The sequence below is a fragment of the Methylobacillus methanolivorans genome, assembly GCF_054588515.1.
The window spans coordinates 168,222-193,749 of record NZ_BAAILT010000003.1 but is presented as its reverse complement, the minus strand read 5'-3'; the positions used below and the strand labels follow the sequence as shown (position 1 = coordinate 193,749).

The window sequence follows — 25,528 nt, the reverse complement described above, 5'->3', positions numbered from 1 at the left end:
GTGGCGTGATGCCGTTTGACAATCACTATTTCCCTTGTCGTCACCAGCGAGGCGTTGCTCTGCTATTGTTGGTCTCTATCATAGGTATCGCAATGCTTACCTATTTACTCGGATCGCTTGATAATTTGTCAATTAAGGCTCGCCAAGCTGAAAAATTTGACGATGCACTAAATAATGCTCGCGAAGCTATCTTTGCTTATACATTAGGTCGTATCGGGAATGGGGAATGGCCTGGTGGGATGCCAATACCTGATTATCTTGCGGAAACACCTCCTGTTTATGACGGAGAGCCGGATGGTGGATGTATGGATGCTAGCAAAGCCAATGGTTTGCCACTGATTTCCTCCGGCCAGAATATGCGCTGCCTGGGACGTTTGCCTTGGCGCCGCCTTGCCATGATGACGGCTAGTACGAGTCAGCAGGATAGTATCGGGGAGATGCCTTGGTATGCTGTGTCCGCTAACTTGGTGGATGGTACATGCATGATGGTTAATCCCGGGATCTTGAGGATGCAATATCAAGGATATGTTTGTAATCCATCAGGGGGCAGCCTCGCTCATCCATGGCTCACTGTGCGTGACCAGCGGGGCAATGTTTTGAGTGATCGAGTGGCATTTATCGTGATGCTGCCAGGTCAACCTTTAAACAATCAGTATCGGGCAGTTGCACCTGCAACTGATGTGACAAATTATCTTGATAAGCTAGTGGTGTCTGACGACTGCATCAAACCTTGTGTGCCAGGGAGCTATAGCAATGCAGATATGGATAATGATTACATTATTCCTGGGCAAGAGCAGATAAATGTAGCGAATGACAGATTGCTCTATGTGACGATAGATCAACTTGTGCCTATGCTGGAAAAGCGGGTAGCTCAGGAGGTCAAGAAGGCACTGGATTACCCGCGCATTTATGGAGTGTCTTATAGGCCATGGTTGTTACCTTTCAAGAATCCAGAGTTACTTACAAATTTTGCTTGGGTCGATGGTGAGTATAGTTCTAAAGGATTGGTCCCATTCGTTATTTGTGAGGCTAGTAGTACACAAAAAAATTGCAATCCTAATCAATTGTATCGCTTACGCTTAATTGTAAAAGAACCAGAGTTGAAAGAACATTCCGGAACTCTGAGTGGAATGACATTAGAAGAAATGTTGACATATCTTAATTACTTTGAAGATAAGGGGAAGTGCACAACGATTGATGTCACTACTGTGAATTCAAATAATCCTAATTATAAATGTGAGGATACATTAGATACCGGGTTGCCTAGTGGGGTAACCAAGCGAATAGTAAAAATAAATATACCTAGTATGAAAAAGCAACAAAGTTATTTTGTACTAGATTCAACTACACATGCGCGGCGTATTTTCTTAACAAAATATGGCACTTTAAAAGAAGTACTGACAATCAAAGACTATGATGGTATCAATCTTGTTGGCAAGGCACGTTTAGACTCTGTAGCACCAATTAGTGAGGAGTCAATGCTGGCTACTCAAATTCAGTATCCTATTCTGCCTGATTGGTATAGAGATAATCAGTGGTATCAATACATTTATGCTGCACTAGCACCTGCTTATCAACCAAATGCTAGTCGTTCTTGTTCTGAAGGGTGTTTGCAAGTTGTCATGCATGGCCAGACCAAGGCGGATAATTTACCACTGGTTGTAATGAGTGCAGGTGTGGCGCTTAATCAGACGCTTTTGAAGTCAGGCGAGCAGTTTAATTCCAGCAATCCAGCCCAACAGAGGAATAGTGCTAATTTGCAAGATTATTTTGACAGTGTGAATAATGTCTCAGAAGCTTTGATATTTGATCAACAATGGCCGCTAACCTCTACGTTTAATGACCAGGTAGTGTGGTGATGAGCCGCTATCAAGGGTTTACCTTAGTCGAAATGGCGATGGTGCTGGTGATAGTAGGTTTCGTCATAAGTGCTTTGCTTATCCCAATCGGAGCTCAACGGGATATTCATTATATTGAGGCTAATCGTAGTGCGTTGAAAACGATTAATGAGGCCATCATTGGGTTTGTCGTTCTAAATGGCCGATTACCTTGCCCTGCTCCTGCTATGTCTGCTGATGTGGAGTTAACTAACGGGGGAATAGAAGATTGTTCAAGCAATCAAGGGAAGGAGGGGTTCTTACCTTGGCGTACTCTCAGTGTTGATGCTACCGATGCATGGCGCGGAAGATGGCATTATCGGGTAGATCAAGGGTTTACCAATTCGACCAGTTTTAGTACTAAGATGTTGGCTGCCCCAACAACTCAATTCTTATTTATTGATGATCTAGATTTGCAGGATGCTAATGGTAATAGCCTCTTGTCTAGCAGCGCGCCAGAAAGGCCGTTGGCTATTGTATTTTCTGCTGGTAAAAATCTAATGGCAGATGGGCACAATGCAGTGGTCGACAATGTGTACCAAGTTAGTGATTTCTCTAACAATTATGATGACATGTTGATTTGGCTTTCTCGCCCTATATTACTCAATAAGCTTATTGCTACTGGTCGATTGCCATAGTCCCTGAGTTCCTGAAGAATTTGCTTAGTACATGAAGGGTGATTAAAATGATTGCATTGCAATCATTTTTTGAGGTGCTACATGGCAAGTTTGACCATCAGAAATCTGGACGATGCTTTAAAAACCAAGTTACGCTTGCAGGCAGCTGAGCATGGGTGGTCCATGGAGCAGGAGGCCCGCGAAATCTTGCGGCGTGCGGTAAGTGAGCCTGGCACGGAGTTGGGTTTTGCGCAGAAGATTCGACAACGGTTTGCTGGGCTTGAGGGTGAGTTGGAGATTCCCGCGCGACAAACCGTGCGCCAGATTGCACTGGAAGATTAAGTGATGCAACGTGGTTTTATGCTGGATACCAATGTATTGTCTGAGTTGATTCGTGCCAAGCCAGATGCGCAAGTGTTGGCTTGGTTTGCCGACAAGCCACAGGCGCAGCTGTATACCAGCAGCATTACACAGGCTGAAATGTTGTTGGGCGTCGCTTTACTGCCGTTGGGAAAGCGACGGGAAGTGTTGGCACAGGCTGTCATGAATATGTTTGATGAAGATTTCAGTAGCAATTGCATGCCTTTTGATCATCGAGCTGCGCAAGAATATGCGTTGCTGGTTGCTGCACGTCAGGCTGGAGGTATGCCCATCAGCACGGAAGATGCTCAGATTGCTGCGATTGCACTGTGCAATAACTGCGCGCTGGTCACGCGCAATACCAAAGATTTTGCCAATATTAAAAATCTGACACTGATTAATCCTTGGCAGCCTGCTTGATGAACGACAACCAATTACTTCGCTACAGCCGCCACATCCTCCTGCCGCAAATCAGTTATGAAGGGCAGGAGCAGCTCGTCAACAGTCATGCCCTGGTGATAGGCGCGGGTGGTTTGGGCTCACCTGTGGCGCTTTATCTCGCTGCGGGTGGTGTGGGCAAACTCACGATCTGCGATTTTGACGAGGTGGACCTTACCAACCTGCAACGACAAATCATTCATACTACAGCTGCCGTGGGGCGCAACAAGGCGCAATCGGCGGCAGAAACCATTGCCAGCATCAACCCGGAAGTGACAGTCCATGCCATGCAGCAGCGTGTAGATGAAGCCAGCCTGCGGGAGCTGGTGCATGCTGCAGATGTGGTGATTGATTGCACAGACAACTTTACGGTGCGTTATGCCGTGAATCAGGTCTGTGTGGAATTGCACAAACCGTTGGTGTCAGGTGCCGCGATTGGCTTTGAGGGGCAGGTGACGGTATTCGATATGCGCCATGACGATAGCCCTTGCTATCACTGCCTGTTCCCCAATCTTGGTGGTGACGAAGGACTGCGCTGTGCAGAGAATGGCGTGTTTGCCCCGCTGGTGGGCATGATAGGCACTACCCAGGCAGCAGAGGCGATGAAGTTGCTGCTGGGCCTGGGCAGGAGCTTGCAGGGCAGGTTGCTGCTACTAGATACCATCACCATGGAATGGCGCAGCCTCAAGCTGGCAAAAGACCCGACCTGCCAGGTTTGCCAGCACCAATAATCTAGCTTACTTGCTGCCACCCACCAGTGCTTTTACCGCACTAACGACATCTCCCGGCATCACCACAATCTTGCTGTTGTTGGCGTTAGACATGCGCTGCAAGGCCTGGATATAACGGTCACCCAGCAGGAAGGTGGCGGATGTGTCGTTGTGCTGCACGGCTTCTGCAATCAAGCGGATGGACTCTGCCGACGCTTCTGCAGCTACTTTTTGTGCTTCTGCATCTTTTCTTGCAGCTTCCAGGCGGGCCTCGGCATTGAGGATGAGAGATTGCTTGTCGCCTTCGGCGCGTGTCACCACGGCAACGCGCTCACGCTCGGCAGAGGCTTGCTGCTCCATGGCATTTTGCATATTCGCCGAGGGCTTGATGTCTTGAATCTCTACTGACTTGACGGTCAGGCCCCAGTCAGAGGCTTCGTCGGCAATGGCTGTTTTCAATTCGGTCTTGATGCGCTCGCGTGAAGTGAGGGCTTCATTCAAATCCATGCCGCCGATAATCGAACGCAGGTTGGTCTGCACCATGTTGCGCATGGCTTCGCGGAAATCCTCAATGCCATAGACCGCACGCTCGATATTGGTAACTTTGATGAAAGCCAGGGCATTGGCGAGGATGACGGCATTATCCTTGGTGATGACGTCTTGTTCAGGGACATCAAGGATGATGTCCTTGGTCGTGACTTTATAGGTCACCTTGCTGAAGATAGGGTTGATGATATGCAGGCCGGGGGTGAGTACAGCGTTGAACTTGCCCAAGCGCTCCACGACCCATTCCTCGCCTTGCGGTACGATGCGTATGCCTTTCCAGGCCAGTACGGCTGCCGCCGCGATCAATACAAATGCAAACTCGAACATGGTCTCTCCTCGGAGTTGTTATGGTTGGGTTCTTTTACTCACGCGCAGTCGGTTACCTTCCACGGCGACAATCACCGCTTCGCTACCGGCCTCGATTTCTTCATTGGCGATGGCAATCCACAGGCGACTGCCCAGCACGCCTTGGGCAAACTCGATTTGGCCGTTTTGTCGAGGGCTGACAGCGACAGTGATGATCCCGATACGGCCAATTTCATCACCGCGTGATTGCCCGATGTTGGAGTCATTGTGTTCGCGGCGGTAGAACTGCTTCCAGATCGCAAGGGAGCCAAGCGAAAGCACAGCAAAAATCAACAACTGCCACGCGACCGCCAGGGATGGTGCCAGGGAGGTCAGTAATGCCAGGCCCAGCGCGGCGATGCCAAACCAGAGGATGTACAGCGTACCTGTCAGCATTTCCAGCGCAATGAGGGCTAACCCAAGTATGGCCCAGATCCATAGCGGTTCCAGCATGTTGATTGAATCCCGGTGATTGTTTAGTGCGTCATCGTACCAGAACTTTACGTCTTGCTTGCGGTCTGGCAGCGGGGGGGAATTTTCGAGCACGAGGTTGAAGCTTGAACTTTATCTTTTCAACATCAAGGAGGTCGTGATGAAATTTCCCACAGCGGGTTTTCTTTTGACATTAGCATTTACACCGGCAGTTCATGCCGCTACTACCATCAGCACCATGGATGAATGGGACGGTTCCGTCTCTCCATTTGGCACACCAGATACCGCGACTTATGGTCAAACAATTACCATTGGTGAGCAGGATCAAGTGTTGCAATCTTTCTCTTTTGTCCTGACCGCGCTAGAGGCGCCATTCACTATCGAGGTGGGCACCTGGACGGGTTCACGCGTTGGTGAAGTGCTTTATCAATCTGATCCATTCAGTTTTTCTGCCAGCAGTGAATATACCGAAATTACTGCTTATCCTTCTGTCACCCTGGCGGGAAATCAGCAATACGTACTGTACTTCACCACTTCTGGAATCCAGGGTGATAGCACCAGTACCAATGAATGGGCTTTCGCGCCAGATACGGCCTATACCGGCGGTAGCTTCGTTTACCTCAATAATGGCAATGATCGTAGCCAGTTGACGGGGGCTGCCTGGAATACATCCCTGGGTGGCGATTTGGCCTTTACCGCAACCCTGGCACCAGTGCCGGAGCCTAGCGCCTATGGCATGATGTTGCTAGGTCTGTCTCTGGTCGGGTTTGTCGCACGCCGCAAGATGTCTAGCTAGGCATCAAACCAGCACAACAAAAAGCCGGCATTGCCGGCTTTTTGTTTGATATCGTTGCCTGCGGAAGATGATGCAGATTACACTGCCAGCAAAAAAGGGAGGGCATATGCAGATTTTCTTGCTGGTATTGCTGGTGGTGGCCGTTGTGTATTTCATCATGGTCTATAACGGCCTGGTAAGTCTCAAGAATAATGTCGAAAAGGCATGGGCCAATATTGATGTCTTGCTCAAGCAGCGTCATGACGAATTGCCCAAGTTGGTGGATACCTGCAAGCAATATATGCAGCATGAGCAGGCAACCTTGCAGCAGGTGATACAGGCACGTTCACGTGTGCAGGAGGCCAGCCAGCATCATGATGTGGCGGCGCTGGGCGCAGCAGAGGGCGCGTTGCGTGCCGGCTTGGGGACATTGTTTGCGCTGGCGGAAGCATACCCTGAGCTGAAAGCCAATGAGCAGTTCCTGCATTTGCAGGCGCGCATCAGCAATCTTGAAAACGCAATCGCTGACCGACGCGAGTTTTATAACGACAGTGTCAACCTGCACAATGTGCGTATCGCACAGTTTCCTGACCTGCTGGTAGCCCGTACCCTGGGTTTCAACCGCGAGACAATGCTGCGTTTTGCCCGCAGTGAACTCAAGGATGTTGATATCGCTGCGCGCTTCAAGTCGTAGTCGCAGGACTGGTTTCTCACCCATGAGGTTGATGTGGCGCGGTTGGCGTAGCTACTACCTTGATTGCCTGAGTGGTGCGGCATATCTGGCATTGCTGTTGGTTGCATTGCAGTTGAATGACCGCCAGGCATCCATGGTGTGCGTGCTGCTGGTGGCGGTGATCAGCTTTGTTGCCTGGATAGGCAGCAACAAACGTAGCCGCATGATTGCCGACCTGCCTACTTCGCGTATTGCTTCTGCTGCGCAAGGATATGTGGAGCTTTATGGCAGGGCAGTACCCGATCCTGAACATTTGATCGTCAGTCCTTACTCCGCTGTTCGTTGTGTCTGGTATCGCTTCCAGGTATTCCAGCGCCGTGATCGGCGCCATTGGCAGCTGGTGCATGAAGGTAGCAGCCACGAAACCTTTGTCATCAGTGATGGTTCTGGCCAGTGTTTTGTCGACCCTGACCATGCCGAGGTGATTGGACCCGAACGCAGGGTAAGCTATGCCGGAGACTACAAGCGGGTGGAAGATATCCTGTTCGCCGGGTCTATTTATGTGCTGGGTGAATTCAGCACAGTGGGTGGTGCCAATATGCCACTCAATCAGAAAGAGGATGTCGCTGAACTATTGGCTGAATGGAAGCGTGATAAGGCCGGTTTGCTGGAGCGCTTTGATCTGGATGGCAATGGTGAAATCGATCTCAAGGAGTGGGAGTTGGCGCGTCGTGCCGCAGTGCGCGAGGTGGAAAAACAGCATAGGGTATTGCGTGCATCGCCCGGAGTGCATGTGATGCGCGCCCCTGCAGATGGTCGCCTGTTTTTGCTTTCCAGCTTGTCACCCCAAGGCTTGAAGCGACGCTATCAACGATGGTGCTGGCTGCATGGATTGATATTTGTCGGGATGTTGCTGGTGTTATTGCGCTTAATGGCCGGCAGCTAGGTTTTTAGCGTAACAGGTGATGGCGGTGAGGGCGCTATGCTAAAATCCCACCCCTATGAATACCGACACTACAGCAAGCCAAACACTGGATAAATCCTTTGAACCCAAGAACATAGAAAGCCGCTGGTACCAATTCTGGGAAGACCGCGGCTACTATGCAGCAGGGCTGGATGCCAGCAAACAAGACAATTTCTGTATCCTGCTGCCGCCACCGAACGTGACCGGTACGCTGCACATGGGCCATGGTTTCAACCAGACCATCATGGATGCGTTGACGCGCTATCACCGCATGCGTGGCGCCAATACCCTGTGGCAGCCGGGTACCGACCATGCGGGCATTGCCACGCAGATCGTGGTGGAACGCCAGCTCGATGCGCAAGGCGTCAGCCGTCACGACCTCGGGCGTGACAAGTTCCTGGAAAAAGTCTGGGAATGGAAGGAATACTCTGGCGGCAGCATCACCAAGCAAATGCGTCGCCTGGGCACTTCGCCCGACTGGAGCCGCGAACGCTTCACCATGGACGAAGGTCTGTCACGCACCGTCACCGAAACCTTCGTGCGTCTCTACAACGAAGGCCTGATCTACCGCGGTAAGCGCCTGGTGAATTGGGACCCCAAACTGCACACCGCGGTGTCCGATCTCGAAGTGATCTCAGAGGAAGAAGACGGCCACCTCTGGCATATCCGTTATCCCCTGGCTGATGGCAATGGCGAGCTGACGGTGGCGACGACCCGTCCCGAAACCATGCTAGGCGACGTCGCCGTGATGGTACACCCCGAAGATGAACGTTATGCTCACCTGATCGGCAAGCAGGTCAAGCTGCCCCTTTGCGAGCGTGAAATCCCGGTGATTGCCGATGACTATGTAGATCGCGAATTCGGTACCGGCGCGGTCAAGGTGACGCCTGCGCATGATTTCAACGACTATGCCGTATATCAGCGCCATCCTGAGCTTCCATTATTTAGCATCATGACGTTGAGTGGTTTAATCGCTCCACTAGGCATGCTTGATACAGATGATGCAGCTTTTTTGACAAGGAATATGTCCTCGGCAGATCTTATAAAAGCTCCTGAAGGTCATCCAATTTTCCAATATGAAATTGAGGGAAAAATTGTTCCACAGAAGTTTATTGGTCTAGATCGTTTTGAGGCCAGAAAGCAGATTGTGGCAGACCTCGAAGCCCAGGGATTTCTGGTCAAGGTTGATAAGCACAAGCTCAAAGTGCCGCGCGGTGATCGTACCAATGTGGTGATTGAACCGATGCTCACTGACCAGTGGTTCGTCGCCATGAGCAAGCCGGGCGATGATGGCAAGAGCATCACGGAAAAAGCGCTGGAAGTGGTTGCCAATGGCGAAATCCGCTTCGTGCCGGAAAACTGGGTGAATACCTATAACCAGTGGCTGAATAACATCCAGGATTGGTGTATTTCGCGCCAACTCTGGTGGGGACACCAGATTCCCGCCTGGTATAGCGATGATGGCAAGGTCTATGTTGCGCATAACGAAACCGAGGCGATCCAGCTTGCTGCTAACGATGGTTATCGTGGCAACCTGAAACGTGACTCTGATGTGTTGGATACTTGGTATTCCGCTGCCTTGTGGCCATTTTCTACATTGGACTGGACTGGTGACGAGGCGCAAGATCAGGCCAACCAGGCGTTGCAGCAGTTCCTGCCTTCTTCCGTATTAGTGACTGGTTTTGACATCATCTTCTTCTGGGTAGCGCGCATGGTGATGATGACCAAGCACATCACCGGCAGGATTCCGTTCAAGGATGTTTATGTGCATGGCCTGATCCGGGATGCGGAAGGCCAGAAAATGTCCAAGTCCAAGGGCAACGTGCTCGACCCGATCGACCTGATCGACGGTATTGGCATTGAAGACCTGGTGAAGAAGCGTACCACTGGCCTGATGAACCCCAAGCAGGCTGAGCAGATCGAGAAGCGCACGCGCAAGGAGTTCCCTGAAGGTATTGCTGCATTTGGTACTGATGCCTTGCGTTTCACCTTTGCTTCGTTGGCTTCGCCCGGGCGAGATATCAAGTTTGACCTGCAACGTTGCGAAGGCTATCGCAATTTCTGCAACAAGCTGTGGAACGCTACCCGTTTTGTGCTCATGAACACCGAGGGCAAGGATAACGGTCTGGAAGATTGCAAGACGCAGCCTGATGGTTACCTGGACTTCTCGCCAGCCGACCGCTGGATCGTCAGCCTCTTGCAGCGCACCGAGGCAGATATTGAGCGTGGTTTTGCCGAATACCGTTTCGACAACGTAGCGCAGGCGATCTACAAGTTCGTCTGGGATGAATACTGCGACTGGTATCTGGAGCTGGCCAAAGTGCAGTTGCAGAATGGCGACGAGGCTCAACAGCGCGCCACGCGCCGTACCTTGCTGCGCGTACTGGAAACCATCCTGCGCCTGGCGCACCCATTGATGCCGTTTATCACCGAAGAAATCTGGCAGACGGTAGGCCCGATGTCTGGCCGCACTGGCCCCAGCATCATGCTGGAGCAATATCCGGTGAGCCAGCCAGCCAAGCTGGATGAGCAATCCGAAGCCTGGGTGGCCTTGCTCAAGGAATCGGTGGATGCCTGCCGTAGTTTGCGTGGCGAGATGGGAGTATCACCTGCCACTCGTGTTCCCTTGATTGCGGCTGGTGATCAGGAAAAGCTTGCTGCCTATGCGCCGCATCTGAAGGCCTTGGCTAAACTGTCCGAGGTCGAGATTGTCGCGGAGTTACCGGAGGCCGATGCGCCTGTGGCACTCGCGGGTGATTTCAAGCTCATGCTCAAGATTGAGATTGACGTAGCTGCCGAGAAGGAGCGCCTAGGCAAGGAAATCAGCCGGATTGATGGCGAGATGACCAAGGCACAAGCCAAGCTGGGCAATGAGAGCTTTGTGGCGCGTGCACCGGCAGCGGTAGTTGAGCAGGAAAAAGCCCGGTTGGCGGCATTTAGCGATACGCTTGCCAAATTGCAGGCCCAGCTTGCCAAGCTGAAATAAACCTCGCCCGGGTCGGGATAACAGGAGAAGTTCATGATTACTCATCCACAGAATCCCAGCGCCCGGGTGCTGCTGTTTTCACTCAAGGGTTCCATTATTCCTGCGATCTGGCGCAAGGTGCTGTTTACTACAGTGCTGAGTTCGCTGGTGGTGGCGACCCACGGAACCCTATACCACTACAAGGTGACGTTGACGGCTACGCCGTTCACCTTGTGGGGGCTGACGCTGGCGATTTTCCTTGGTTTTCGCAACAGCGCGGCTTATCAGCGTTTCTGGGAGGCGCGCACGCTATGGGGAGAATTGTTGATCAGTGCACGCAATTTTACGCGCCAAGTGCAGCAGTTTTTTCCACAACTCGATCGCGAAGAGCGCTTGTATCTGCTGCAACCTTTGCTGGCTTATCCATACGCCATGCGAAATTTTTTGCGTGACGTTATATATGATAATACCAATCGAATTGCGGATGATGAGGTAAAGCGCCAGCTTCACGCACCATCATTAATGTTGATGACATTGGGAAAGCGTGTGACGGAGTATGCGCGACTATCGAAACTGGATCCCATCCTGCTGGCGCAGATGGATGCCCAGATCAATCAGCTCTCGCATGTGCTGGGTGGTTGCGAGCGTATCAAGAGTACGCCGATTCCTTACCCCTACATTTTGATGTTGCACCGGGTGGTGCATGTGTATTGTTTCCTCCTGCCGTTCTGCCTGGTGGATAGCATAGGCTGGCTCACGCCTGTGGCGGTGTGCATTCTGGCCTATACCTTCTTTGGGCTGGATGCCCTGGGTGACCAGATTGCCGACCCGTTTGGCACCGAGCCTAACGATTTGCCGCTGGATGCCATGAGCCGCAATATCGAGATTGGCATACTGGAGTTGCTGGATGAGCCATTGCCGCCTGCATTGCAGGCGCAAGAGGGTGTGCTGTTATAGCTTAATCGGCTGTGGGCTGGGCACCAGATGTGCCGCATTTGTGGCAGAAGCGAGAGAAAGCGCTCTTGCGCGCATTGCAAGCCGTGCAATAGTTATGCAGGCCAATGCCACAATGCGGGCAGAAGTCGTTCAAGGCATCTTTCAGGTCGACATTACGTTCACAACCAGGGCACACATTCTTGGCAAGCCGTGCCAGTGCTGTGTCGTAGCTGAGCTCTTCGCGGCGCTTTATTTCGGGCTGTTGTTCTGCCAGCTTCTGTTTTTCAAGATATCTGTTGAGCGAGATGATAGCTTGTCGCCCGATCAAGATGGTCAGTAGCAGGCCTACACCGTAACGGACATAACCGCCATAGCTGGGGAGGTAGGGCACCAGCTCGACAAAGAACGCGAATACCGCGAAGAAGATGAAACCCCAGACGAAGGGCCAGTATGTGCTTTTCCTGTGCTTCAAGAATAGCCAGGCCGCCAGCAGTAGTAAGGGTAAGGTCAAGGCCAGTCGATAGAGGAAAACACGGATTTCCTGTGCATGCATGGCGGCCTCATAATGCTCGTAAGCCGTTTGCTGCAGTTTTTCCAGCTGTTGTTGTACGCGAGACTCTTGCTGATGAACGTCCAGTGACTGCTTTTCCAGTTGCTCGACACTGGATTGGGCCTCGCGCTCCACGGCCTTGAGTTTGTCCAGTTGCTGCGCGCGGCTGATCAGCTCTGTATCTTGTGATGCTTGCTCGGTGGCATGGCGTGTGGAGAGCCAGTTGTTGAAGGTATCACGGGCCGCTTGATAATCTGTCGTCGCCGTATTGCGCCTTAACTGGGCTTGTTGCAGCGTGTCATGAATATCCTGGCGTTGCTGTCGCGTGCTATCCAGGCTTGCGCGCAGGGGGTCTGCTTGCGCATGGTCAAGGAAATCCTCGGTGGAGTAGTGATGTTCAACCCGCGGCAAATCCTGGATGACGCTTTGACCCATCCCGATGAGAAAGTTGGCGAAGATGAAGGCAACCAGCCACAAACCACGTCGAAACCACTTCTCGGATAATCTCAACCCTTTACTCATGATGCTGGCTCCTTGGTTGTTGTGAGGTCAGGCTAGCCGCTTCTTGATATGGAAGATGAATTCTTTCTCTGGCGCATCCGCGTTTTCCGCCATGGCAAGCATTTCATGCCCGGTCTGTTTGCAGAATGCCTGGAAATCCTTCACCGAGCCAGGGTCAGTGGCGGTGACCTTGAGGATTTCGCCTGCGGCAACGTCGGACAATGCCTTTTTGCAACGCAGAATGGGTAGTGGGCATCTGAGGCCGCGCGCGTCTAGCTCTTGATGAAATTCCATAATCAATCAGTTTTCGTTACAAAGGAATAACCAGCATTGGCCCATGCCAGAACGCCGCCACGCAGGTTGTAAACGTTGTCGCGTTCCATGTTGGCAATAAAGGCAGCGGCTTGTGCCGAGCGTATGCCGCTGTGACAGTAGAAAATCAGCGCCGTGTCATTGTGTTCGCACAACAAGTTACCAATGCCGGGAATCACGGCCATTGGCATGTGCATGGCGCCCTTGATGATGCCGCGCGCGACTTCATCGTCGTTGCGGACATCAATCAGGATGGTGTTCTGTGATTCAAGCAGGGTATGCAGTTCGCTGGCATCAATATCGATATGGCTGGCCATGGGCGGTGTCGCTGGTGATAAACGGCACATCATACCATAGCCAGCCTTAGGCTCTTGCCAAGGGGATATGGCTGTGGCTGAGTGCCAGCACACGGTAGTGGATGGCCTCTTTGCCAAAGGTTTCCTCTAATGCTGGCAGGAAGGTGCCCAATGCCGTTGCCGGGATTTGTAGCATAAAGAGTAATTGCAGGCGAAAGCCTGTCACCCGTTCAGTCAGGCTGTCCAGGGGGCGGCCATATTGCTGCACCCGGCTGGTTTCAAAGAGGAGGGCTGGCTCTTGTGTCAGCAGCCAGTCAACCATGGCATCTTCTAGTTTGGGTGACACCAGGATGTGTACCAAGTGATGCAACATATCAATTCCTTTCCGGTATGCCGAAGCGACGATAAAGAATGGGCAGCAGCACCAGCGTCAGCAGGGTGGATGTCACCAACCCGCCGATGACAACGATGGCAAGAGGCCGCTGGATTTCCGAGCCAGGTCCGGTGGCAAACAACAGGGGCACCAAGCCGAAGGCTGCAATGCTGGCTGTCATGAGGACAGGGCGCAGGCGGCGCTTGGCACCTTCAATCACGACTTGTGCGATGCTCATGCCTTGTTCGGCCAACTGGTTGAAATAGCTCATCATGACCACGCCATTCAATACTGCAATGCCCAGCAAGGCGATAAAGCCGACCGATGCAGGCACGGAGAGATATTCACCCGAGGCCCAAAGCGCAAAGACACCACCTATCATCGCAAAGGGGATATTGCAGAGAATAAGGCTGGCTTGGCGTGCCGAGCGGAAGGTGGCGAACAGCAGCAGGAAAATCAGTCCGATAGCCAAAGGCACGACAATCGCGAGCCGTGCGGCAGCCCGTTGCTGGTTCTCGAATTGCCCACCCCATTTCATCAGATAGCCTTGCGGTAGCTTCACTTGCTGTTGCACTGTGTGCTGGGCTTCTTCTACAAAGCCGACCAGGTCGCGGTCACGCACATTGGCGATGACCACCACCATGCGGTTGCCGCGTTCGCGATCTATTTTTACCGGGCCATCAACACGCTCCAGCTTGGCTACTGTGGCAATCGGCACATTGCTGCCATCGGGCAAGGTGATGCGTAAATTACCAAACTCGGCAGCAGATTGCTGCAAATCCTGGCTACCACGCAGCAGTACCGGAGTACGGCGCGGGCCTTCCTGCACGATGCCGAGCTGCTTGCCCTCGAGTTGCGCGCGCAGGATATCTTCAAGCTGGGAAATATCAATGCCAAGGCGGCCAGCCGCGAGACGGTCGACAGTAATACGCAGGTATTGCACGCCGCTGTTGATGGGCGTGTAGACATCCTCTGCACCCTGAATCTGTTGCAGCACATCAACGGTTTTGAGCGCCAGGCGATTGAGCTCTTCAATGTCGTGCCCAAATATCTTGATGGCAAGATCTCCACGCACGCCCAGAATCATCTCGTTGACGCGCATCTCGATGGGTTGGGTAAAGGCATAGTGCATGCCGGGGATATCCTGCATGACCTTACGCAACTCATCGAGCAAAGCATCCTTATGCGGCGAGCGCCACTCCGCACGTGGCTTTAGCACCAGAAAGCTATCGGTCTGGTTGAGTCCCATCGGGTCAAGGCCGATTTCATCTGTGCCCGTACGTGCAACCATCTGCGTGACTTCCGGCACTGTTGACAGGATTTTCTGCTGCACGACTTTATCGATTGCCAGGGCAGACTCCAGATTAATGGAAGGCAGCTTTTCCGTCTGCATCACCAGGTCACCTTCATCCATTTCCGGCATGAATGTTTTACCGATCAGGGTGTAGACAAACCCTGTTGCGACCAATAAAGCTAATGCGATACCGAACACCAGGCGGCCATGGTCCAATGCCCAGTGCAGGGTTGGCTGATAAAGCTGCAAGGCCTTGCGCACCAGCCAGGGTTCTTCATGGCTGACCTTGCCCAACAGGAAGGATGCCAGCACTGGGATCACGGTAAACGACAATAGCAATGAACCTGACAGCGCAAACACAATGGTAAGAGCCACCGGCGAGAACAGCTTGCCCTCCAGGCCTTGTAGCGTAAGCAGGGGCAGGAATACCGTGATGATAATCAGGATGCCTGAGGTGACAGGTACGCTTACCTCCTTCACTGCGCGGAAAATCAAGTGCAGGCGCGGCAGGCGGGATTGCTCACCATGTGCCAGGTGCGAGACGACGTTCTCGACCACTACAACCGCAGCGTCGACTAGCATGCCGATGGCGATGGACAGCCCACCCAGACTCATGAGATTGGCAGAAATATTGAACTGCTTCATGAGTATGAAGGTGATGAGTACCGCCAGCGGTAACGACAGCGCCACGGTGAGGGCGGCACGCAGGTTGCCGAGGAACAGGATCAGCAGCACAACGACCAGCGCGATGGCTTCTATCAAGGCTTTGCTGACAGTCGCTATTGCCCGGTCTACCAGTGAGCTACGGTCATAAAACGTATGCAGGGTCACGCCCTTGGGCAATTGTGGCGTGATTTCATCAAGCTTGATTTTGAGCGCCTGTACGACCTCTTTGGCATTGGCACCACGCAGGCTAAGCACCAGGCCTTGTACCGCCTCACCCTGGCCGTTGGCGCTGACAGCACCATAGCGGGTGAGTGCGCCTATCTTCACAGTCGCTAAGTCGCCAATACGTACCGGGGGTGAGCCAGCAGTACTGCGCACAACAGTTTCTTCGACATCCTGCAGGTTCTGGAAGCGACCTTCTGCCCGTACCAGCAACGACTCCTCTCCATCATCAAGTCGCCCGGCACCATCGTTGCGGTTATTGAGCTCCAGTGCCTGTTGCAGTTGATCCATGCTGATGCCGCGGGCATACATGCGTGCGCGATCTGGCACAATCTCAAAGCTGCGTACGGTACCCCCCAGCGGATTGACATCGGCAACGCCCGGCACGGTACGTAAATGTGGACGGATCACCCAGTCGAGCAGGCTGCGTTTTTCCTGCAATGGCAGATCGCCTTCGATGGTGAACATAAACATCTCACCCAGCGGCGTGGTAAGCGGTGCTACCCCGCCAGTGACATCAGGCGGCAATTTATCCCAGACACTATTCAGGCGTTCGGTGACCTGCTGCCTGGCCCAGTAGATATCCGTGCCATCGGCAAAGTCGATCGTGATGTCTGTTAGTGCATACTTCGCGACAGAGCGCAGCATGGTCTGGTTGGGTAGCCCTAGCATCTCGATTTCAATAGGCGCGGTGATGCGTGCCTCGACATCCTCGGGGGGCATGCCCGGTGCCTTGATAATGATCTTGACCTGGGTAGATGACACGTCGGGAAATGCGTCAATGGGTAATTGGCGGAACGCCTGTACTCCGGCACCGACCAGGATGGCCGTCATGACCAGCATGAACAAGCGCTGCGTCAGTGCGAGCCGAATCAGAGAGGTCAGCATTTAATTGTCCTCCCCGGAGTGGCCGGTCCACATCGCCTTGAGCGTGGCGATGCCACTAATGGCGATGGGGTAGCGCAGTGCATTGCCAGACTTGATCGTGATGTGCGCACCATTGTCAGCAACCACCTCAACCTGTTGCGGCTCGAAATCTTGCGCACTACGTTGGCTGAACACATATGCCTTGCCTTGATAACGCGTGATTGCGGTGCGTGGCAGGCGGAACATTGGCGTGACATTCGCCTGATCGTTTGATTGATTCAGTGCCAGTTGTGCTTCGACGAATTGCCCCGGTACCAAGCGTTGTTCAGGGTCACGAAATTCGGCGCGTACCTGCACTGTCTGCTGGTTGCGGGTGGTGTTGCGCACAATGCTGATCACTTTGCCACTAATCCCCTGGGCATCAAGAGTCACGTTGGTGCCATTGTGGATAGTTCCCAATGCATCAACCGGCACATGAATCAGCAGCCATAGTGTCGAGAGATCGGCAATCCTGAATAGCGCAGTCGCAGGATCTACACGTTGCCCGGTGCTGATGTTTTGCTCGATCACCTGGCCGCTGATGGGCGCTGTCAATGTCGTTCCGCTGCCAAGATGGCGGGCGTTCTTGATGCCGTCAATCGTTGTATCGCCAAGGCCTGCAATGCGCAGGCTCTGCCGGCCTTGTTGCAAGGCGGTGTCGGCTTCCTCAAACTCGGCTTGCGTGGTGAGATAACGGCGTTCGGCAATAATGCCATCCTTAAACAGCTCCGCATCGCGATCCAGATTTTTCTTGGCAAGGCGTTGCCGGGTTTGCGATTGCAGGTAATCACGTTGCAGGGTCGTCAGTTCCTGACTGCTGAGATGTGCCATTGGTTGACCGCGCTGCACCTGTTGGCCTGCGCCTACATACATCCTGTCGATCAGGCCTGCTTGCGGTGCGCTGACAATATGCTCTTTGCCCACGGGTAGAATCACCTCGCCGGGCAATTTGAGGCTGTGGACGGTAGTGACTGCTTCAGCTTGACCCGTGCGGATGCCAAGGGAAGCTTGTTGCTGCGGTGTGATGGTAATGGTTTCTGCCGCGATAGCGTGCAGGCTACAGCCCAGGTAGAGCGCTATCACGGTGATCTTGTTCATGTTCATGGCAAAACTCCTACTGCCTGATTGTATTTGGCAATGTCCCATTTCATTTGGGTTTGGCGGCTGCGATATGCCCGCTCTGCTTCAGTGGCCAGTGCCTGGATGCGCATGAGGCTCACCAGATCGCTTTCACCAAGCTGGAAAGCCTTGCGGGACAGGCGCAGGTTTTCCTGTGCAAGGTCACGCTGGCGCGTGGCAATCTCCAGTTCTTCGTGAGTGACTTCCAGGTTGTGCATGGCTTCATGCAGCATGGTCTGCATCACCAGGCGTAGCCGTTCCAGCTCTGCCGAGGCTCGGGCCAAGTTGCTGTTGGCAGCAGCTAGCATGGGAGCTGAGCGCACTTCTGCATCGAAGGGGATGCGCAGGCTCACAGTGAGCGCGCTGTTGAATTGGGTATCAAAGCCGCCGCGAATGGTGCGCGTACCCACGTTCACCATCGGGTTCTCGCGTTTTTCGATATTCACCAGATGCACTTCGTCTTCTGCCAGCGCCAGCTTGGTTCTGGCTTCCTTCAACAAAGGATGGTTGTCCTGCAAAGTGCGGATACTGGCCAAATCTTCTGTAGGCCGGGCTGGCAAGATATCGAGGCCGGTGAGCTGCGTATAGCGATGCCTTGCATGCTTGACTTCGGCCTCAGCTCGGATAACCGCGGCTTGTGCTTTCAAGGTTTCATCCTCGGCCAGCATAGTGTCGGTGCGTGGCAGTTCCCCGGCCTTGAAACGCGCCATGACATCTTTATGGATGGCTTGCGCGTTCTTGTGCCGGTATTGTGCCAGCTTGAGGTCATTTTCCCGCATTGCCACATCCCAGACCGTGTCGCGCACTAGTCCTGCGAGTTGCATCATGAAGCCTTCCCGGCTTGCTGCTACCCCTTCCTGGGCATGGTCTGCAACGGCTTGCCTGGCGGCGCGCTGCCCCGGTAACCAGACTGGCAAGTCCAAGCCAGCTTCCCACTCACGCTCCCCGCGGCCACTACTGAGGCTATCGTTGACGTGGCGAACACCCACGGCAGGTGCCATGGGCAACATGCTTTTGGCACGTGTATAGCTGGCTTGCGCCTCGCCATCCAGCGCCTGCAACAGCTTTTGCTGCGGGTTGCGGGCATAGGCTGCTTCCAACACCTGAAACATGGAAAGTGTTGTACTACCCTCCAGCACATCGTCATGGTCGATATGAATGGGAGGAAATGCTTCATTGCCGTCTAATTCATCAGGTGCGGCTTGCGCCTGGAAAAATAGGCAACACATGGCGAACACAAGCCATGTCGTTCGAGATGCTTTCAAAATCGAGACCCTCTAATGGTTGATCCAGTGCTCCAACACAATGCAGAGCACAGCGTCCAGCGCAAAACAGCGCTAGGCTAGTGGGGATGAATCAACGTAGAGGTGGGGCGCGCAGCGGGGAGCTGAAATAGGTAGGGGTAGGAGTGGGGCGGCAGTTATGCTCGCGCCAATAGACACGGCGCGTTGCGCCGCCAAAACACAAGGCAAGCAGCAGGCAGGAGGCTAGCAGGAATAGGTTGGGTAAATTCAGGCGCTCGGGCTCATAGGCATTGCCTACGCCAATCACCTGCACGTAATGATGCTGGGTATGGACGACTGGCATGGTCCAGTTGTTGTCAAACCCGCTGAGGACGTCATGCACATGGATACCGCTACCCATTCCTGACAATGGTGTCCCGGCAGGGTGCGCATGTATCAATGGCGAAAGCACTTGCAGCATGGCAAGCAGCAATACCAGATACATGGAAAATTTCTTGAACCGCCGGGAAAGCATTAAAGTGATTGGGACGCCTATGAAATACGAGCCTAAGATAAAGCTTTTGTGCTTATTTGACAACCAGATGGCAGAAGATCAGGAGTAATTGTTGATCTCTTATTAAGATAGTATCACTGCTTTTTGACAGTCCGATGACATGGATCAAAGTTGCATGAAGGGCTACATTTAGGCAGGAACAGATTTTGCAGTCAATGACGGTTGATACTCGCGCCAAGTCAGCCATACACGCATATCAAACTCCAGCTGCAAGTAATCGGGTTCCATATGCACGCACAATTGGTAAAAGGCTTTGTTGTGGTCTTTTTCCTTCAGATGCGCGAGTTCATGTACCACAATCATCCGTAGAAACTCTGCGGGCGCCTCACGAAAAAGCGCGGCAATACGTATTTCATTCTTGTTCTTTAGCTTATTGCCTTGCACCCGGGCGACAAAGGTATTCGTCCCTAGCGTTCCCTTTACTGGATGTTGCTGGTTATCAAACAGTATTTTCGCGAGAGCAGGGGCATTCTTCAGATACCGCTGTTTGATGTCAGAGACATATTGATACAGCGACTTATCCGTTTGCACGTCATGCCGCGCAGGGTATTTATGCGCTATCCACTGACCCAGCCGCCCTTGTTCCAGCATGGTGCAGACCTGTGCCAGCAGAGGTGCGGGGTAGCCGTTAAGATAGGGAAGATGTGCCATGGGGAATAATAGGGTGTTTTAATCGAATAAGTTTCTCTGGGGGGCAATAACCTTGGGCGCTTGGTAAGTTCGAGGGTCGAAATCGAGATCAAACAGCCCGGGCTTTCCACGGTATGGAATGAATGCCACAGGGGTCACATTGGCAAAGACCAGCCCATAGTGACCGGGGCCGCTATAGGCGCGCTTTTCAAGCGGGAAGCCACCGGATTCACCAGGCCTCAGCACATCAACCAGCTCACCCACGCCGATAATCCCCCCACGCTCGAGGTCGACCATATCAGGCACATCAACGCCAGCAATCTGCCTACAGTAATGAATATATTCCTCTAGCCCTGTTTTGCTGGCATGAATCGCGATTGGCCCTCGGTAATAAGGAATCCAGGTTCTGTCATCGACAACAAAATGACCATGGGCCAACATCCAGGCAATAGGTTGATAAAAGGAGAGGGCTTTCATGAGGCTTTTAGATAAGACGAGATAGCCAAAGCGGACATTGTACAGGTGCGACTATCAAAGGCGCCTGAAATGCTCAGGCGCGCAATGTTTTGCAGGAAATTGCTAAAAATGAAAAAGGGCTAGCTCATCACTGAAGCTAACCCTTTGATATTCCTTGGTGGCCAGGGGCGGAATCGAACCGTCGACACGCGGATTTTCAATCCGCTGCTCTACCAACTGAGCTACCTGGCCTTTACTACTTGGATTACGTTGGCTCTAGAAGCTCACGCAAGGCCAGCATTATAGCAAACTTCGGCGTTTCGTCTAGCTGAGATCGAAAATTTTCCGGTTTTATTCCTCTAGTTTAAAAAAATGGCGGGGTCGGTTATGCTTCGGGCTTGATTTGAAAAGTAAATTTCATGAGCTTCCCAACGTCGTCCTTGCCAGCATTTGTTATACCTCCCTTGGATCAAAGCCTGGCAGTTGCATTACAAGCCAAGATCGATAACAAAACCAAGCCTATTGGCGCATTGGGCAAGCTGGAGCATGTGGCTTTGCAGCTGGGATTAATCCAGCAGTCTTTGACGCCAGTGCTGCAACGCCCTGCCATGCTGGTGTTTGCTGGTGATCATGGGGTGGTTGAGGAAGGTGTCAGCCCATATCCGCAGGAAGTGACGCGGCAAATGGTGATGAACTTTCTTGCCGGTGGCGCAGGTATTAATGTGTTTACCCAGCAAAATGGCATGCGTATCCGGATTGTCGATGCAGGGGTGTGTCATGAGTTTTCTGCGCATCCGGAATTGATACGCGCCAAGGTCAGCATGGGCACTAATAATTTCCTCAAGATGGCGGCCATGTCTTCCAGTATGTGTGCCCAAGCCTTGATCAAGGGTTATAAGCTCGCCCAGTCAGAGGCAGATGCTGGCACTAACATCATGGGTTTTGGCGAAATGGGGATAGGTAATACTACTTCGGCCTCGGCGCTGGTGGCGGTACTATGCAATTTGCCGGTGGAACAATGTGTTGGGAGGGGCACTGGCCTGGATGATGCAGGTGTCGCTCACAAGGCAGAGGTCATCAGTCAGGCAATTGCGCGGCATAAAGTGGATAGTAGTGACCCTTTGGCTGTATTGAGAACATTTGGTGGCTTTGAGATTGCCATGATGGTGGGTGCCATGCTGGGCGCTGCGGAACGCCGGGTGGCTTTGTTGATTGATGGTTTTATTGCCACAGCTGCTTTGCTGGTGGCGAGCCGCATTGCTCCTGCCATATTGGAGTATTGTATTTTTGCGCATTGTTCTGATGAGGCTGGACATCAGTTGGTGTTGGAGCAGTTGCAGGCGAAGCCATTGCTGAATCTTGGTTTGCGACTGGGTGAGGGAACGGGGGCAGCGCTGGCTTACCCGCTAGTGCAGGCTGCCGTGAATTTTCTCAACCAGATGGCTTCATTTGATTCTGCAAATATCAGCCGCCAGGATGCTTCATGAAGCATCAGTGGCGCTTGTTTCTCCTAGCATTGGGCTTTCTGACGCGCCTGCCCTTGCCTGCTATCAAAGGCTTTGATCCGGCAGAGTTGAATGATGCCGCACGCTATTTCCCATTAGTCGGCATGATTGTGGGTTTACTTGCCGCGCTGGTGTTGTTGGCAAGTTTGCACCTGCAGTTGCCTGTGATGGTGGCGATCATCCTGAGTATGGTGGCTAGTGTGTGGCTGACGGGTGCGTTTCATGAAGATGGGCTGGCAGACACCATGGATGGTCTCGGTGGCGGCTGGACCAAGGAGCAGGTGCTCACCATCATGAAGGATTCACGCATCGGCAGTTATGGGGCGATCGCCTTGGTGCTGGCCTTGCTGCTCAAATTTGTTAGCCTAAGCCATATTCCCCTGGAGATATTACCTTTCGTGATGTTGGCAGCGCATGCGGTGAGCCGCCTGGCTGCCGTGTTGGTCATTGCTTCGCAGGAGTATGTGCGGGAAGAAGGCAAGGCTAAGCCGCTGGCGCACAAGCTGAGTGCTACCAGCTTAGGCGTGGCATTATTCACCGGCTTTGCGCCACTGGCTTTGTTGCCTGCTGGCTTGTGGTTGGCGTGGGTGCCTGTTGTGCTGGTTTGGCTTTGGTTCAGTCGTAAGCTCAGGCAGCGCCTGGGTGGATACACCGGAGATTGCCTGGGTGCCATGCAGCAGTTCACTGAGCTGGCGTTTTATCTGGGCGTATTGCTATGCGTGGCAAATTGAGTGTGGAGTAAGTGATTTGGAAATTTACCTGGTGCGTCATACGACGCCTGCCGTGTTGCCTGGCACCTGTTACGGGCATAGCGATGTTGATGTGACAGAAACTTTTCTTGCCGAGTTTGAAGCCCTGCATCCTAAACTCGGGCATCTGCGTAATCCCGTGATTTATAGCAGCCCGTTGCAGCGTTGCGTCAAGTTGGCAGAGGCGATGGCGGCGACATTCAGTCCACAAATCACGGTAAAGCGGGATGCCAGGCTCAAGGAGCTGAATTTTGGCGATTGGGAAATGCAGTCCTGGAATGATATTCCACGTGGCCTGGTGGATGTTTGGGCAGAAGATCATGTGCGCCATGTGCCGCCGAACGGGGAATCTTTCTTGCAACTTTCACAGCGTGCGCAAGCCTTTATTGCAGAGTTGCAGCATGATGACCAGCCAGCGCTGGTGTTCACGCATGCAGGTGTTATCCGTGCCTTGACGGGATATGCGCTGGAATTGCCTTTGGTGCACACGTTTAAATTACAGGTGGATTATGCCAGCGTGAGCAAGATCATTCTGGATGACCGTGTCACGAAGGTAGCCTACGTTAATCGCTGAACTGGGGTGAGTCTGCTAGCCCGAGTGCTAGCAGCGCCTGACGCAGCTTGCTCCAGCCCTCTATGGTAGGTAGCCCAATGCGTAGCCCTTGCTGGGCAGGGAAATGGCGTGTCCATATCCCCCGGCTTGCCAGTTGTCTATGCTGGTCCTCAGCATGATCCGGCTTCAGCCATTGAAACAATGCGCAACCATTGAGCGTATCTAGGCCAGATCCTTGTAATAACGTAGCTAGTTGTTGGCTTTCTTTGATTAGCCTGGCGCGGTTCTGCTCTTGCCAGCTTACATCCGCCAATGCGGCCTGGGCCACGATTCTTGCGGGGCCAGTGACAGGCCAAGGACCTAAAATATCTGCTGCGCTGCGCAATAATGTTGGATCGGCAAGCAGAAACCCGATCCTGGCACCGGCGAGGCCAAAAAATTTACCCAATGAACGTAAGATAATCAGGCAGGGCAAGTGGCTGAATGCGGCCACGCTATGCTCCGGTGTTGTATCCATGAAGGCTTCATCAACAATGAGCCAGCCACCATGCTGGGCCAGTGCCTGGTGCCAGATCAGCAGCGTTTCCGGGGGAATCAACCGAGCAGTGGGGTTGTTAGGGTTGCATAGAATCAGTACGTCGATATTAGCGAGTTCGCTGGTTTCGGGCAGGTGCAGGAGTTCGCTGACGTGATGCCCTTGTTGTCGCCAGGCATGCGCGTGCTCTGCATACATGGGGCCAAGGAAGCTTACCCGACATGTTGCGCGTAGCCTGGGCAATGTTTGTATCGCGGCTTGCGAGCCTGCAGTCGTCAGCAGGTGCTGGGCACCGTAATAATGTGCCGCAATGTCTTCTAGTTGCTGATCCGTTTCTGGCAGGCGTTGCCAGGCTGCTGTGGGAATGTCTGGCACCGGGTAGCCATGCGGGTTGATACCAGTGGAAAGGTCTAACCAATCTGCTAATGAGATGCCGTATTGCTGGCTCGCATGGTGCAAGTTGCCTCCGTGCTCAAGCATGGCATGCTCCGAGCAAGGCGTAAGCCACGATAATCACCAAACACCAGATCACAATGCTGCGATCTACCAGCCGAACCGCGGCATTAATGCTGGGTGCCGAGGCGGCTGGCCCTGTGCCTAGTGTGGGGCGTAGCTTATCTTGCCCGTGGTAGCGCGCTTTGCCTCCCAGTGTGACCTGCAAAGCGCCTGCGCCTGCGGCCATCACCGGCCCCGCATTGGGGCTGTACCATAGCCGTGCTTGTTGCCACCAGCACGATAATCCACTCCTAATATGCCCACACAGCGCATAGCTCAAGGCTGTCAGCCTGGCGGGGATAAGGTTGAGCAGATCATCTAACCGTGCGGCGGCCCAGCCGAAATAAAGAAAGCGCGGGGTGCGGTAGCCCCACATGGCATCTAGCGTGTTGGCTAGCCTGAACAACAGTGCGCCAGGGCCGCCTAAGAGCACAAACCAGAATATCGCACCAAAAATGGCATCATTGCCGTTTTCCAGTACCGATTCCACGCTGGCGGTGGCAATGTCACGCTCGTTGAGTTCAGCGGTGTCACGACTCACAATCATCCCCACGGCATGGCGTGCGGCAGGTAAATCTTGCCGGGAGAGTGCGTGGTAAATGCGCAAGGCATGCTCCTTGAGGCTGCGTGCACCGATAGCGAAATACAGCAGCACGATGTCGACTAGCCAGCCATACGTGAGTTGCGTGAGCCAGTAGGCCAGCACAAATGCTGGCAGCAGCAAGGTCAGCCAGGCTAGCAGGCCCATCACGCGCGCCGTGAGTGGCGCATGCTGGCGATTGAGGCGTTTTTCCAGTGTGGAGGCCAGGTTGCCAAAACCTACCAGCGGATGCCAGCGTCCAGGCTCGCCTAGCAGCCGATCCAGCAACAGGGCGGCGATCAGCAGGGCTGGGGTTGCAAGGAAACTAATGGGATAATGGGCCAATGACAT

General features: G+C 53.2%; 27 protein-coding genes and 1 tRNA gene. 13 read left to right on the top strand and 15 right to left on the bottom strand.

Features of this window, described 5'->3' with window-relative positions:
* Window positions 1-5 precede the first annotated feature (5 nt).
* The 5 genes from LG202_RS09810 (at window position 6) to LG202_RS09790 (ending at window position 4,023) form a co-directional block, all read left to right on the top strand.
* Complete coding sequence (locus LG202_RS09810; RefSeq protein ID WP_230348267.1) at window positions 6-1,859, top strand: hypothetical protein; 1,854 nt, start codon at window positions 6-8, stop codon at window positions 1,857-1,859.
* On the top strand, window positions 1,859-2,515 hold the full coding sequence (locus LG202_RS09805) for a type II secretion system protein (RefSeq protein WP_230348266.1): 657 nt from the start codon (window positions 1,859-1,861) through the stop codon (window positions 2,513-2,515). The genes LG202_RS09810 and LG202_RS09805 overlap by 1 nt, the downstream gene beginning before the upstream one ends.
* An 81-nt stretch (window positions 2,516-2,596) precedes the next feature.
* Window positions 2,597-2,836 carry a FitA-like ribbon-helix-helix domain-containing protein gene (locus tag LG202_RS09800; protein ID WP_230348265.1) on the top strand — a complete coding sequence of 80 codons (240 nt, stop codon included), beginning with the start codon at window positions 2,597-2,599 and terminating at the stop codon, window positions 2,834-2,836.
* 3 nt (window positions 2,837-2,839) lie between these two features.
* Window positions 2,840-3,274: a type II toxin-antitoxin system VapC family toxin gene (locus LG202_RS09795; RefSeq protein WP_230348264.1), complete on the top strand. Its 435-nt coding sequence runs from the start codon at window positions 2,840-2,842 to the stop codon at window positions 3,272-3,274.
* On the top strand, window positions 3,274-4,023 hold the full coding sequence (locus LG202_RS09790) for a HesA/MoeB/ThiF family protein (RefSeq protein WP_230348263.1): 750 nt from the start codon (window positions 3,274-3,276) through the stop codon (window positions 4,021-4,023). The genes LG202_RS09795 and LG202_RS09790 overlap by 1 nt, the downstream gene beginning before the upstream one ends.
* Window positions 4,024-4,029: 6 nt before the next feature.
* Here LG202_RS09790 and LG202_RS09785 read toward each other — a convergent pair whose 3' ends face one another.
* Both LG202_RS09785 and LG202_RS09780 read right to left on the bottom strand, forming a co-directional pair.
* On the bottom strand, window positions 4,030-4,875 hold the full coding sequence (locus LG202_RS09785; protein WP_230348262.1) for an SPFH domain-containing protein: 846 nt from the start codon (window positions 4,873-4,875) through the stop codon (window positions 4,030-4,032).
* An 18-nt stretch (window positions 4,876-4,893) separates the two neighbouring features.
* Window positions 4,894-5,346 (bottom strand): NfeD family protein, encoded by a 453-nt coding sequence (locus LG202_RS09780; protein ID WP_230348261.1) that lies wholly within the window; start codon window positions 5,344-5,346, stop codon window positions 4,894-4,896.
* Between the two features lie 139 nt (window positions 5,347-5,485).
* Here LG202_RS09780 and LG202_RS09775 point away from each other — a divergent pair, with 139 nt between their 5' ends.
* The 5 genes from LG202_RS09775 (at window position 5,486) to LG202_RS09755 (ending at window position 11,659) form a co-directional block, all read left to right on the top strand.
* The gene (locus LG202_RS09775; RefSeq protein ID WP_230348260.1) at window positions 5,486-6,121 is read left to right on the top strand and encodes an FxDxF family PEP-CTERM protein; all 636 of its coding nucleotides are present in this window, start codon (window positions 5,486-5,488) and stop codon (window positions 6,119-6,121) included.
* A 106-nt stretch (window positions 6,122-6,227) separates the two neighbouring features.
* A complete protein-coding gene (locus LG202_RS09770; RefSeq protein WP_230348259.1) occupies window positions 6,228-6,794 on the top strand; it encodes a LemA family protein in 567 nt (188 codons plus the stop codon).
* Window positions 6,795-6,816: 22 nt separating this feature from the next.
* Window positions 6,817-7,719 (top strand): hypothetical protein, encoded by a 903-nt coding sequence (locus LG202_RS09765; RefSeq protein WP_230348258.1) that lies wholly within the window; start codon window positions 6,817-6,819, stop codon window positions 7,717-7,719.
* A 55-nt stretch (window positions 7,720-7,774) separates the two neighbouring features.
* Window positions 7,775-10,723 (top strand): valine--tRNA ligase, encoded by a 2,949-nt coding sequence (locus LG202_RS09760; RefSeq protein WP_230348257.1) that lies wholly within the window; start codon window positions 7,775-7,777, stop codon window positions 10,721-10,723.
* A gap of 33 nt (window positions 10,724-10,756) precedes the next feature.
* Window positions 10,757-11,659 carry a bestrophin family protein gene (locus LG202_RS09755; RefSeq protein ID WP_230348256.1) on the top strand — a complete coding sequence of 301 codons (903 nt, stop codon included), beginning with the start codon at window positions 10,757-10,759 and terminating at the stop codon, window positions 11,657-11,659.
* 1 nt (window position 11,660) lies between these two features.
* On the opposite strand, the gene LG202_RS09750 is transcribed toward LG202_RS09755, so the two are convergent.
* The 11 genes from LG202_RS09750 to LG202_RS09700 all read right to left on the bottom strand — a co-directional run bounded on the left by LG202_RS09750 (window position 11,661) and on the right by LG202_RS09700 (window position 21,012).
* Entirely contained in the window at window positions 11,661-12,710 is a 1,050-nt protein-coding gene (locus LG202_RS09750; RefSeq protein WP_230348255.1) for a zinc ribbon domain-containing protein, read from the bottom strand.
* A 27-nt stretch (window positions 12,711-12,737) separates the two neighbouring features.
* Complete coding sequence (locus tag LG202_RS09745; protein ID WP_230348254.1) at window positions 12,738-12,983, bottom strand: sulfurtransferase TusA family protein; 246 nt, start codon at window positions 12,981-12,983, stop codon at window positions 12,738-12,740.
* A gap of 2 nt (window positions 12,984-12,985) precedes the next feature.
* Window positions 12,986-13,351: a rhodanese-like domain-containing protein gene (locus tag LG202_RS09740; protein WP_230348253.1), complete on the bottom strand. Its 366-nt coding sequence runs from the start codon at window positions 13,349-13,351 to the stop codon at window positions 12,986-12,988.
* A 13-nt stretch (window positions 13,352-13,364) separates the two neighbouring features.
* The gene (locus tag LG202_RS09735; protein WP_230348252.1) at window positions 13,365-13,670 is read right to left on the bottom strand and encodes a DUF3240 family protein; all 306 of its coding nucleotides are present in this window, start codon (window positions 13,668-13,670) and stop codon (window positions 13,365-13,367) included.
* Between the two features lies 1 nt (window position 13,671).
* Complete coding sequence (locus LG202_RS09730; RefSeq protein WP_230348251.1) at window positions 13,672-16,740, bottom strand: efflux RND transporter permease subunit; 3,069 nt, start codon at window positions 16,738-16,740, stop codon at window positions 13,672-13,674.
* Complete coding sequence (locus tag LG202_RS09725; protein ID WP_230348250.1) at window positions 16,741-17,862, bottom strand: efflux RND transporter periplasmic adaptor subunit; 1,122 nt, start codon at window positions 17,860-17,862, stop codon at window positions 16,741-16,743. It lies immediately after the preceding gene.
* A complete protein-coding gene (locus tag LG202_RS09720; RefSeq protein WP_459724753.1) occupies window positions 17,859-19,106 on the bottom strand; it encodes a TolC family protein in 1,248 nt (415 codons plus the stop codon). Before LG202_RS09720 ends, LG202_RS09725 begins: the two co-directional genes overlap by 4 nt.
* Window positions 19,107-19,233: 127 nt before the next feature.
* The gene (locus LG202_RS09715; RefSeq protein WP_230348248.1) at window positions 19,234-19,605 is read right to left on the bottom strand and encodes a hypothetical protein; all 372 of its coding nucleotides are present in this window, start codon (window positions 19,603-19,605) and stop codon (window positions 19,234-19,236) included.
* Between the two features lie 198 nt (window positions 19,606-19,803).
* Complete coding sequence (locus tag LG202_RS09710; protein WP_230348247.1) at window positions 19,804-20,325, bottom strand: YgjP-like metallopeptidase domain-containing protein; 522 nt, start codon at window positions 20,323-20,325, stop codon at window positions 19,804-19,806.
* A gap of 18 nt (window positions 20,326-20,343) precedes the next feature.
* Window positions 20,344-20,781, bottom strand: coding sequence for an ASCH domain-containing protein (locus tag LG202_RS09705; RefSeq protein WP_230348246.1), 438 nt, complete (start codon window positions 20,779-20,781; stop codon window positions 20,344-20,346).
* A gap of 155 nt (window positions 20,782-20,936) precedes the next feature.
* Window positions 20,937-21,012 (bottom strand) — tRNA-Phe (locus tag LG202_RS09700).
* A 167-nt stretch (window positions 21,013-21,179) separates the two neighbouring features.
* Here LG202_RS09700 and cobT point away from each other — a divergent pair.
* From cobT to cobC, 3 genes are read left to right on the top strand one after another with little or no spacing between them, the layout of a single operon-like run.
* Window positions 21,180-22,247: a nicotinate-nucleotide--dimethylbenzimidazole phosphoribosyltransferase gene (cobT, locus tag LG202_RS09695; RefSeq protein WP_230348245.1), complete on the top strand. Its 1,068-nt coding sequence runs from the start codon at window positions 21,180-21,182 to the stop codon at window positions 22,245-22,247.
* On the top strand, window positions 22,244-22,996 hold the full coding sequence (locus LG202_RS09690; RefSeq protein ID WP_230348244.1) for an adenosylcobinamide-GDP ribazoletransferase: 753 nt from the start codon (window positions 22,244-22,246) through the stop codon (window positions 22,994-22,996). Before cobT ends, LG202_RS09690 begins: the two co-directional genes overlap by 4 nt.
* 16 nt (window positions 22,997-23,012) lie before the next feature.
* Entirely contained in the window at window positions 23,013-23,588 is a 576-nt protein-coding gene (cobC, locus tag LG202_RS09685) for an alpha-ribazole phosphatase (RefSeq protein WP_230348243.1), read from the top strand.
* Here cobC and cobD read toward each other — a convergent pair.
* Both cobD and cbiB read right to left on the bottom strand, forming a co-directional pair.
* Window positions 23,578-24,582, bottom strand: a complete 1,005-nt coding sequence (cobD, locus tag LG202_RS09680) for a threonine-phosphate decarboxylase CobD (RefSeq protein WP_230348242.1) — start codon at window positions 24,580-24,582, stop codon at window positions 23,578-23,580. The two genes, cobC and cobD, sit on opposite strands and share 11 nt — an antisense overlap.
* A complete protein-coding gene (gene cbiB / locus LG202_RS09675) occupies window positions 24,575-25,528 on the bottom strand; it encodes an adenosylcobinamide-phosphate synthase CbiB (RefSeq protein ID WP_230348241.1) in 954 nt (317 codons plus the stop codon). Before cbiB ends, cobD begins: the two co-directional genes overlap by 8 nt.

Coding starts and splice junctions, on each gene's coding strand:
- LG202_RS09775 (WP_230348260.1), top strand. CDS start 5,486: ATGAAATTTCCCACAGCGGGTTTTCTTTTGACATTAGCATTTACACCG.
- LG202_RS09795 (WP_230348264.1), top strand. CDS start 2,840: ATGCAACGTGGTTTTATGCTGGATACCAATGTATTGTCTGAGTTGATT.
- LG202_RS09780 (WP_230348261.1), bottom strand. CDS start 5,346: ATGCTGGAACCGCTATGGATCTGGGCCATACTTGGGTTAGCCCTCATT.
- LG202_RS09785 (WP_230348262.1), bottom strand. CDS start 4,875: ATGTTCGAGTTTGCATTTGTATTGATCGCGGCGGCAGCCGTACTGGCC.
- LG202_RS09730 (WP_230348251.1), bottom strand. CDS start 16,740: ATGCTGACCTCTCTGATTCGGCTCGCACTGACGCAGCGCTTGTTCATG.
- LG202_RS09725 (WP_230348250.1), bottom strand. CDS start 17,862: ATGAACATGAACAAGATCACCGTGATAGCGCTCTACCTGGGCTGTAGC.
- LG202_RS09715 (WP_230348248.1), bottom strand. CDS start 19,605: ATGTATCTGGTATTGCTGCTTGCCATGCTGCAAGTGCTTTCGCCATTG.
- LG202_RS09790 (WP_230348263.1), top strand. CDS start 3,274: ATGAACGACAACCAATTACTTCGCTACAGCCGCCACATCCTCCTGCCG.
- LG202_RS09710 (WP_230348247.1), bottom strand. CDS start 20,325: ATGGCACATCTTCCCTATCTTAACGGCTACCCCGCACCTCTGCTGGCA.
- cobT (WP_230348245.1), top strand. CDS start 21,180: ATGAGCTTCCCAACGTCGTCCTTGCCAGCATTTGTTATACCTCCCTTG.
- LG202_RS09690 (WP_230348244.1), top strand. CDS start 22,244: ATGAAGCATCAGTGGCGCTTGTTTCTCCTAGCATTGGGCTTTCTGACG.
- LG202_RS09720 (WP_459724753.1), bottom strand. CDS start 19,106: ATGTGTTGCCTATTTTTCCAGGCGCAAGCCGCACCTGATGAATTAGAC.
- LG202_RS09800 (WP_230348265.1), top strand. CDS start 2,597: ATGGCAAGTTTGACCATCAGAAATCTGGACGATGCTTTAAAAACCAAG.
- LG202_RS09755 (WP_230348256.1), top strand. CDS start 10,757: ATGATTACTCATCCACAGAATCCCAGCGCCCGGGTGCTGCTGTTTTCA.
- LG202_RS09805 (WP_230348266.1), top strand. CDS start 1,859: ATGAGCCGCTATCAAGGGTTTACCTTAGTCGAAATGGCGATGGTGCTG.
- LG202_RS09705 (WP_230348246.1), bottom strand. CDS start 20,781: ATGAAAGCCCTCTCCTTTTATCAACCTATTGCCTGGATGTTGGCCCAT.
- LG202_RS09770 (WP_230348259.1), top strand. CDS start 6,228: ATGCAGATTTTCTTGCTGGTATTGCTGGTGGTGGCCGTTGTGTATTTC.
- LG202_RS09750 (WP_230348255.1), bottom strand. CDS start 12,710: ATGAGTAAAGGGTTGAGATTATCCGAGAAGTGGTTTCGACGTGGTTTG.
- cobD (WP_230348242.1), bottom strand. CDS start 24,582: ATGCTTGAGCACGGAGGCAACTTGCACCATGCGAGCCAGCAATACGGC.
- LG202_RS09740 (WP_230348253.1), bottom strand. CDS start 13,351: ATGATGTGCCGTTTATCACCAGCGACACCGCCCATGGCCAGCCATATC.
- LG202_RS09760 (WP_230348257.1), top strand. CDS start 7,775: ATGAATACCGACACTACAGCAAGCCAAACACTGGATAAATCCTTTGAA.
- LG202_RS09745 (WP_230348254.1), bottom strand. CDS start 12,983: ATGGAATTTCATCAAGAGCTAGACGCGCGCGGCCTCAGATGCCCACTA.
- cbiB (WP_230348241.1), bottom strand. CDS start 25,528: ATGTCATTGGCCCATTATCCCATTAGTTTCCTTGCAACCCCAGCCCTG.
- LG202_RS09765 (WP_230348258.1), top strand. CDS start 6,817: ATGAGGTTGATGTGGCGCGGTTGGCGTAGCTACTACCTTGATTGCCTG.
- LG202_RS09735 (WP_230348252.1), bottom strand. CDS start 13,670: ATGTTGCATCACTTGGTACACATCCTGGTGTCACCCAAACTAGAAGAT.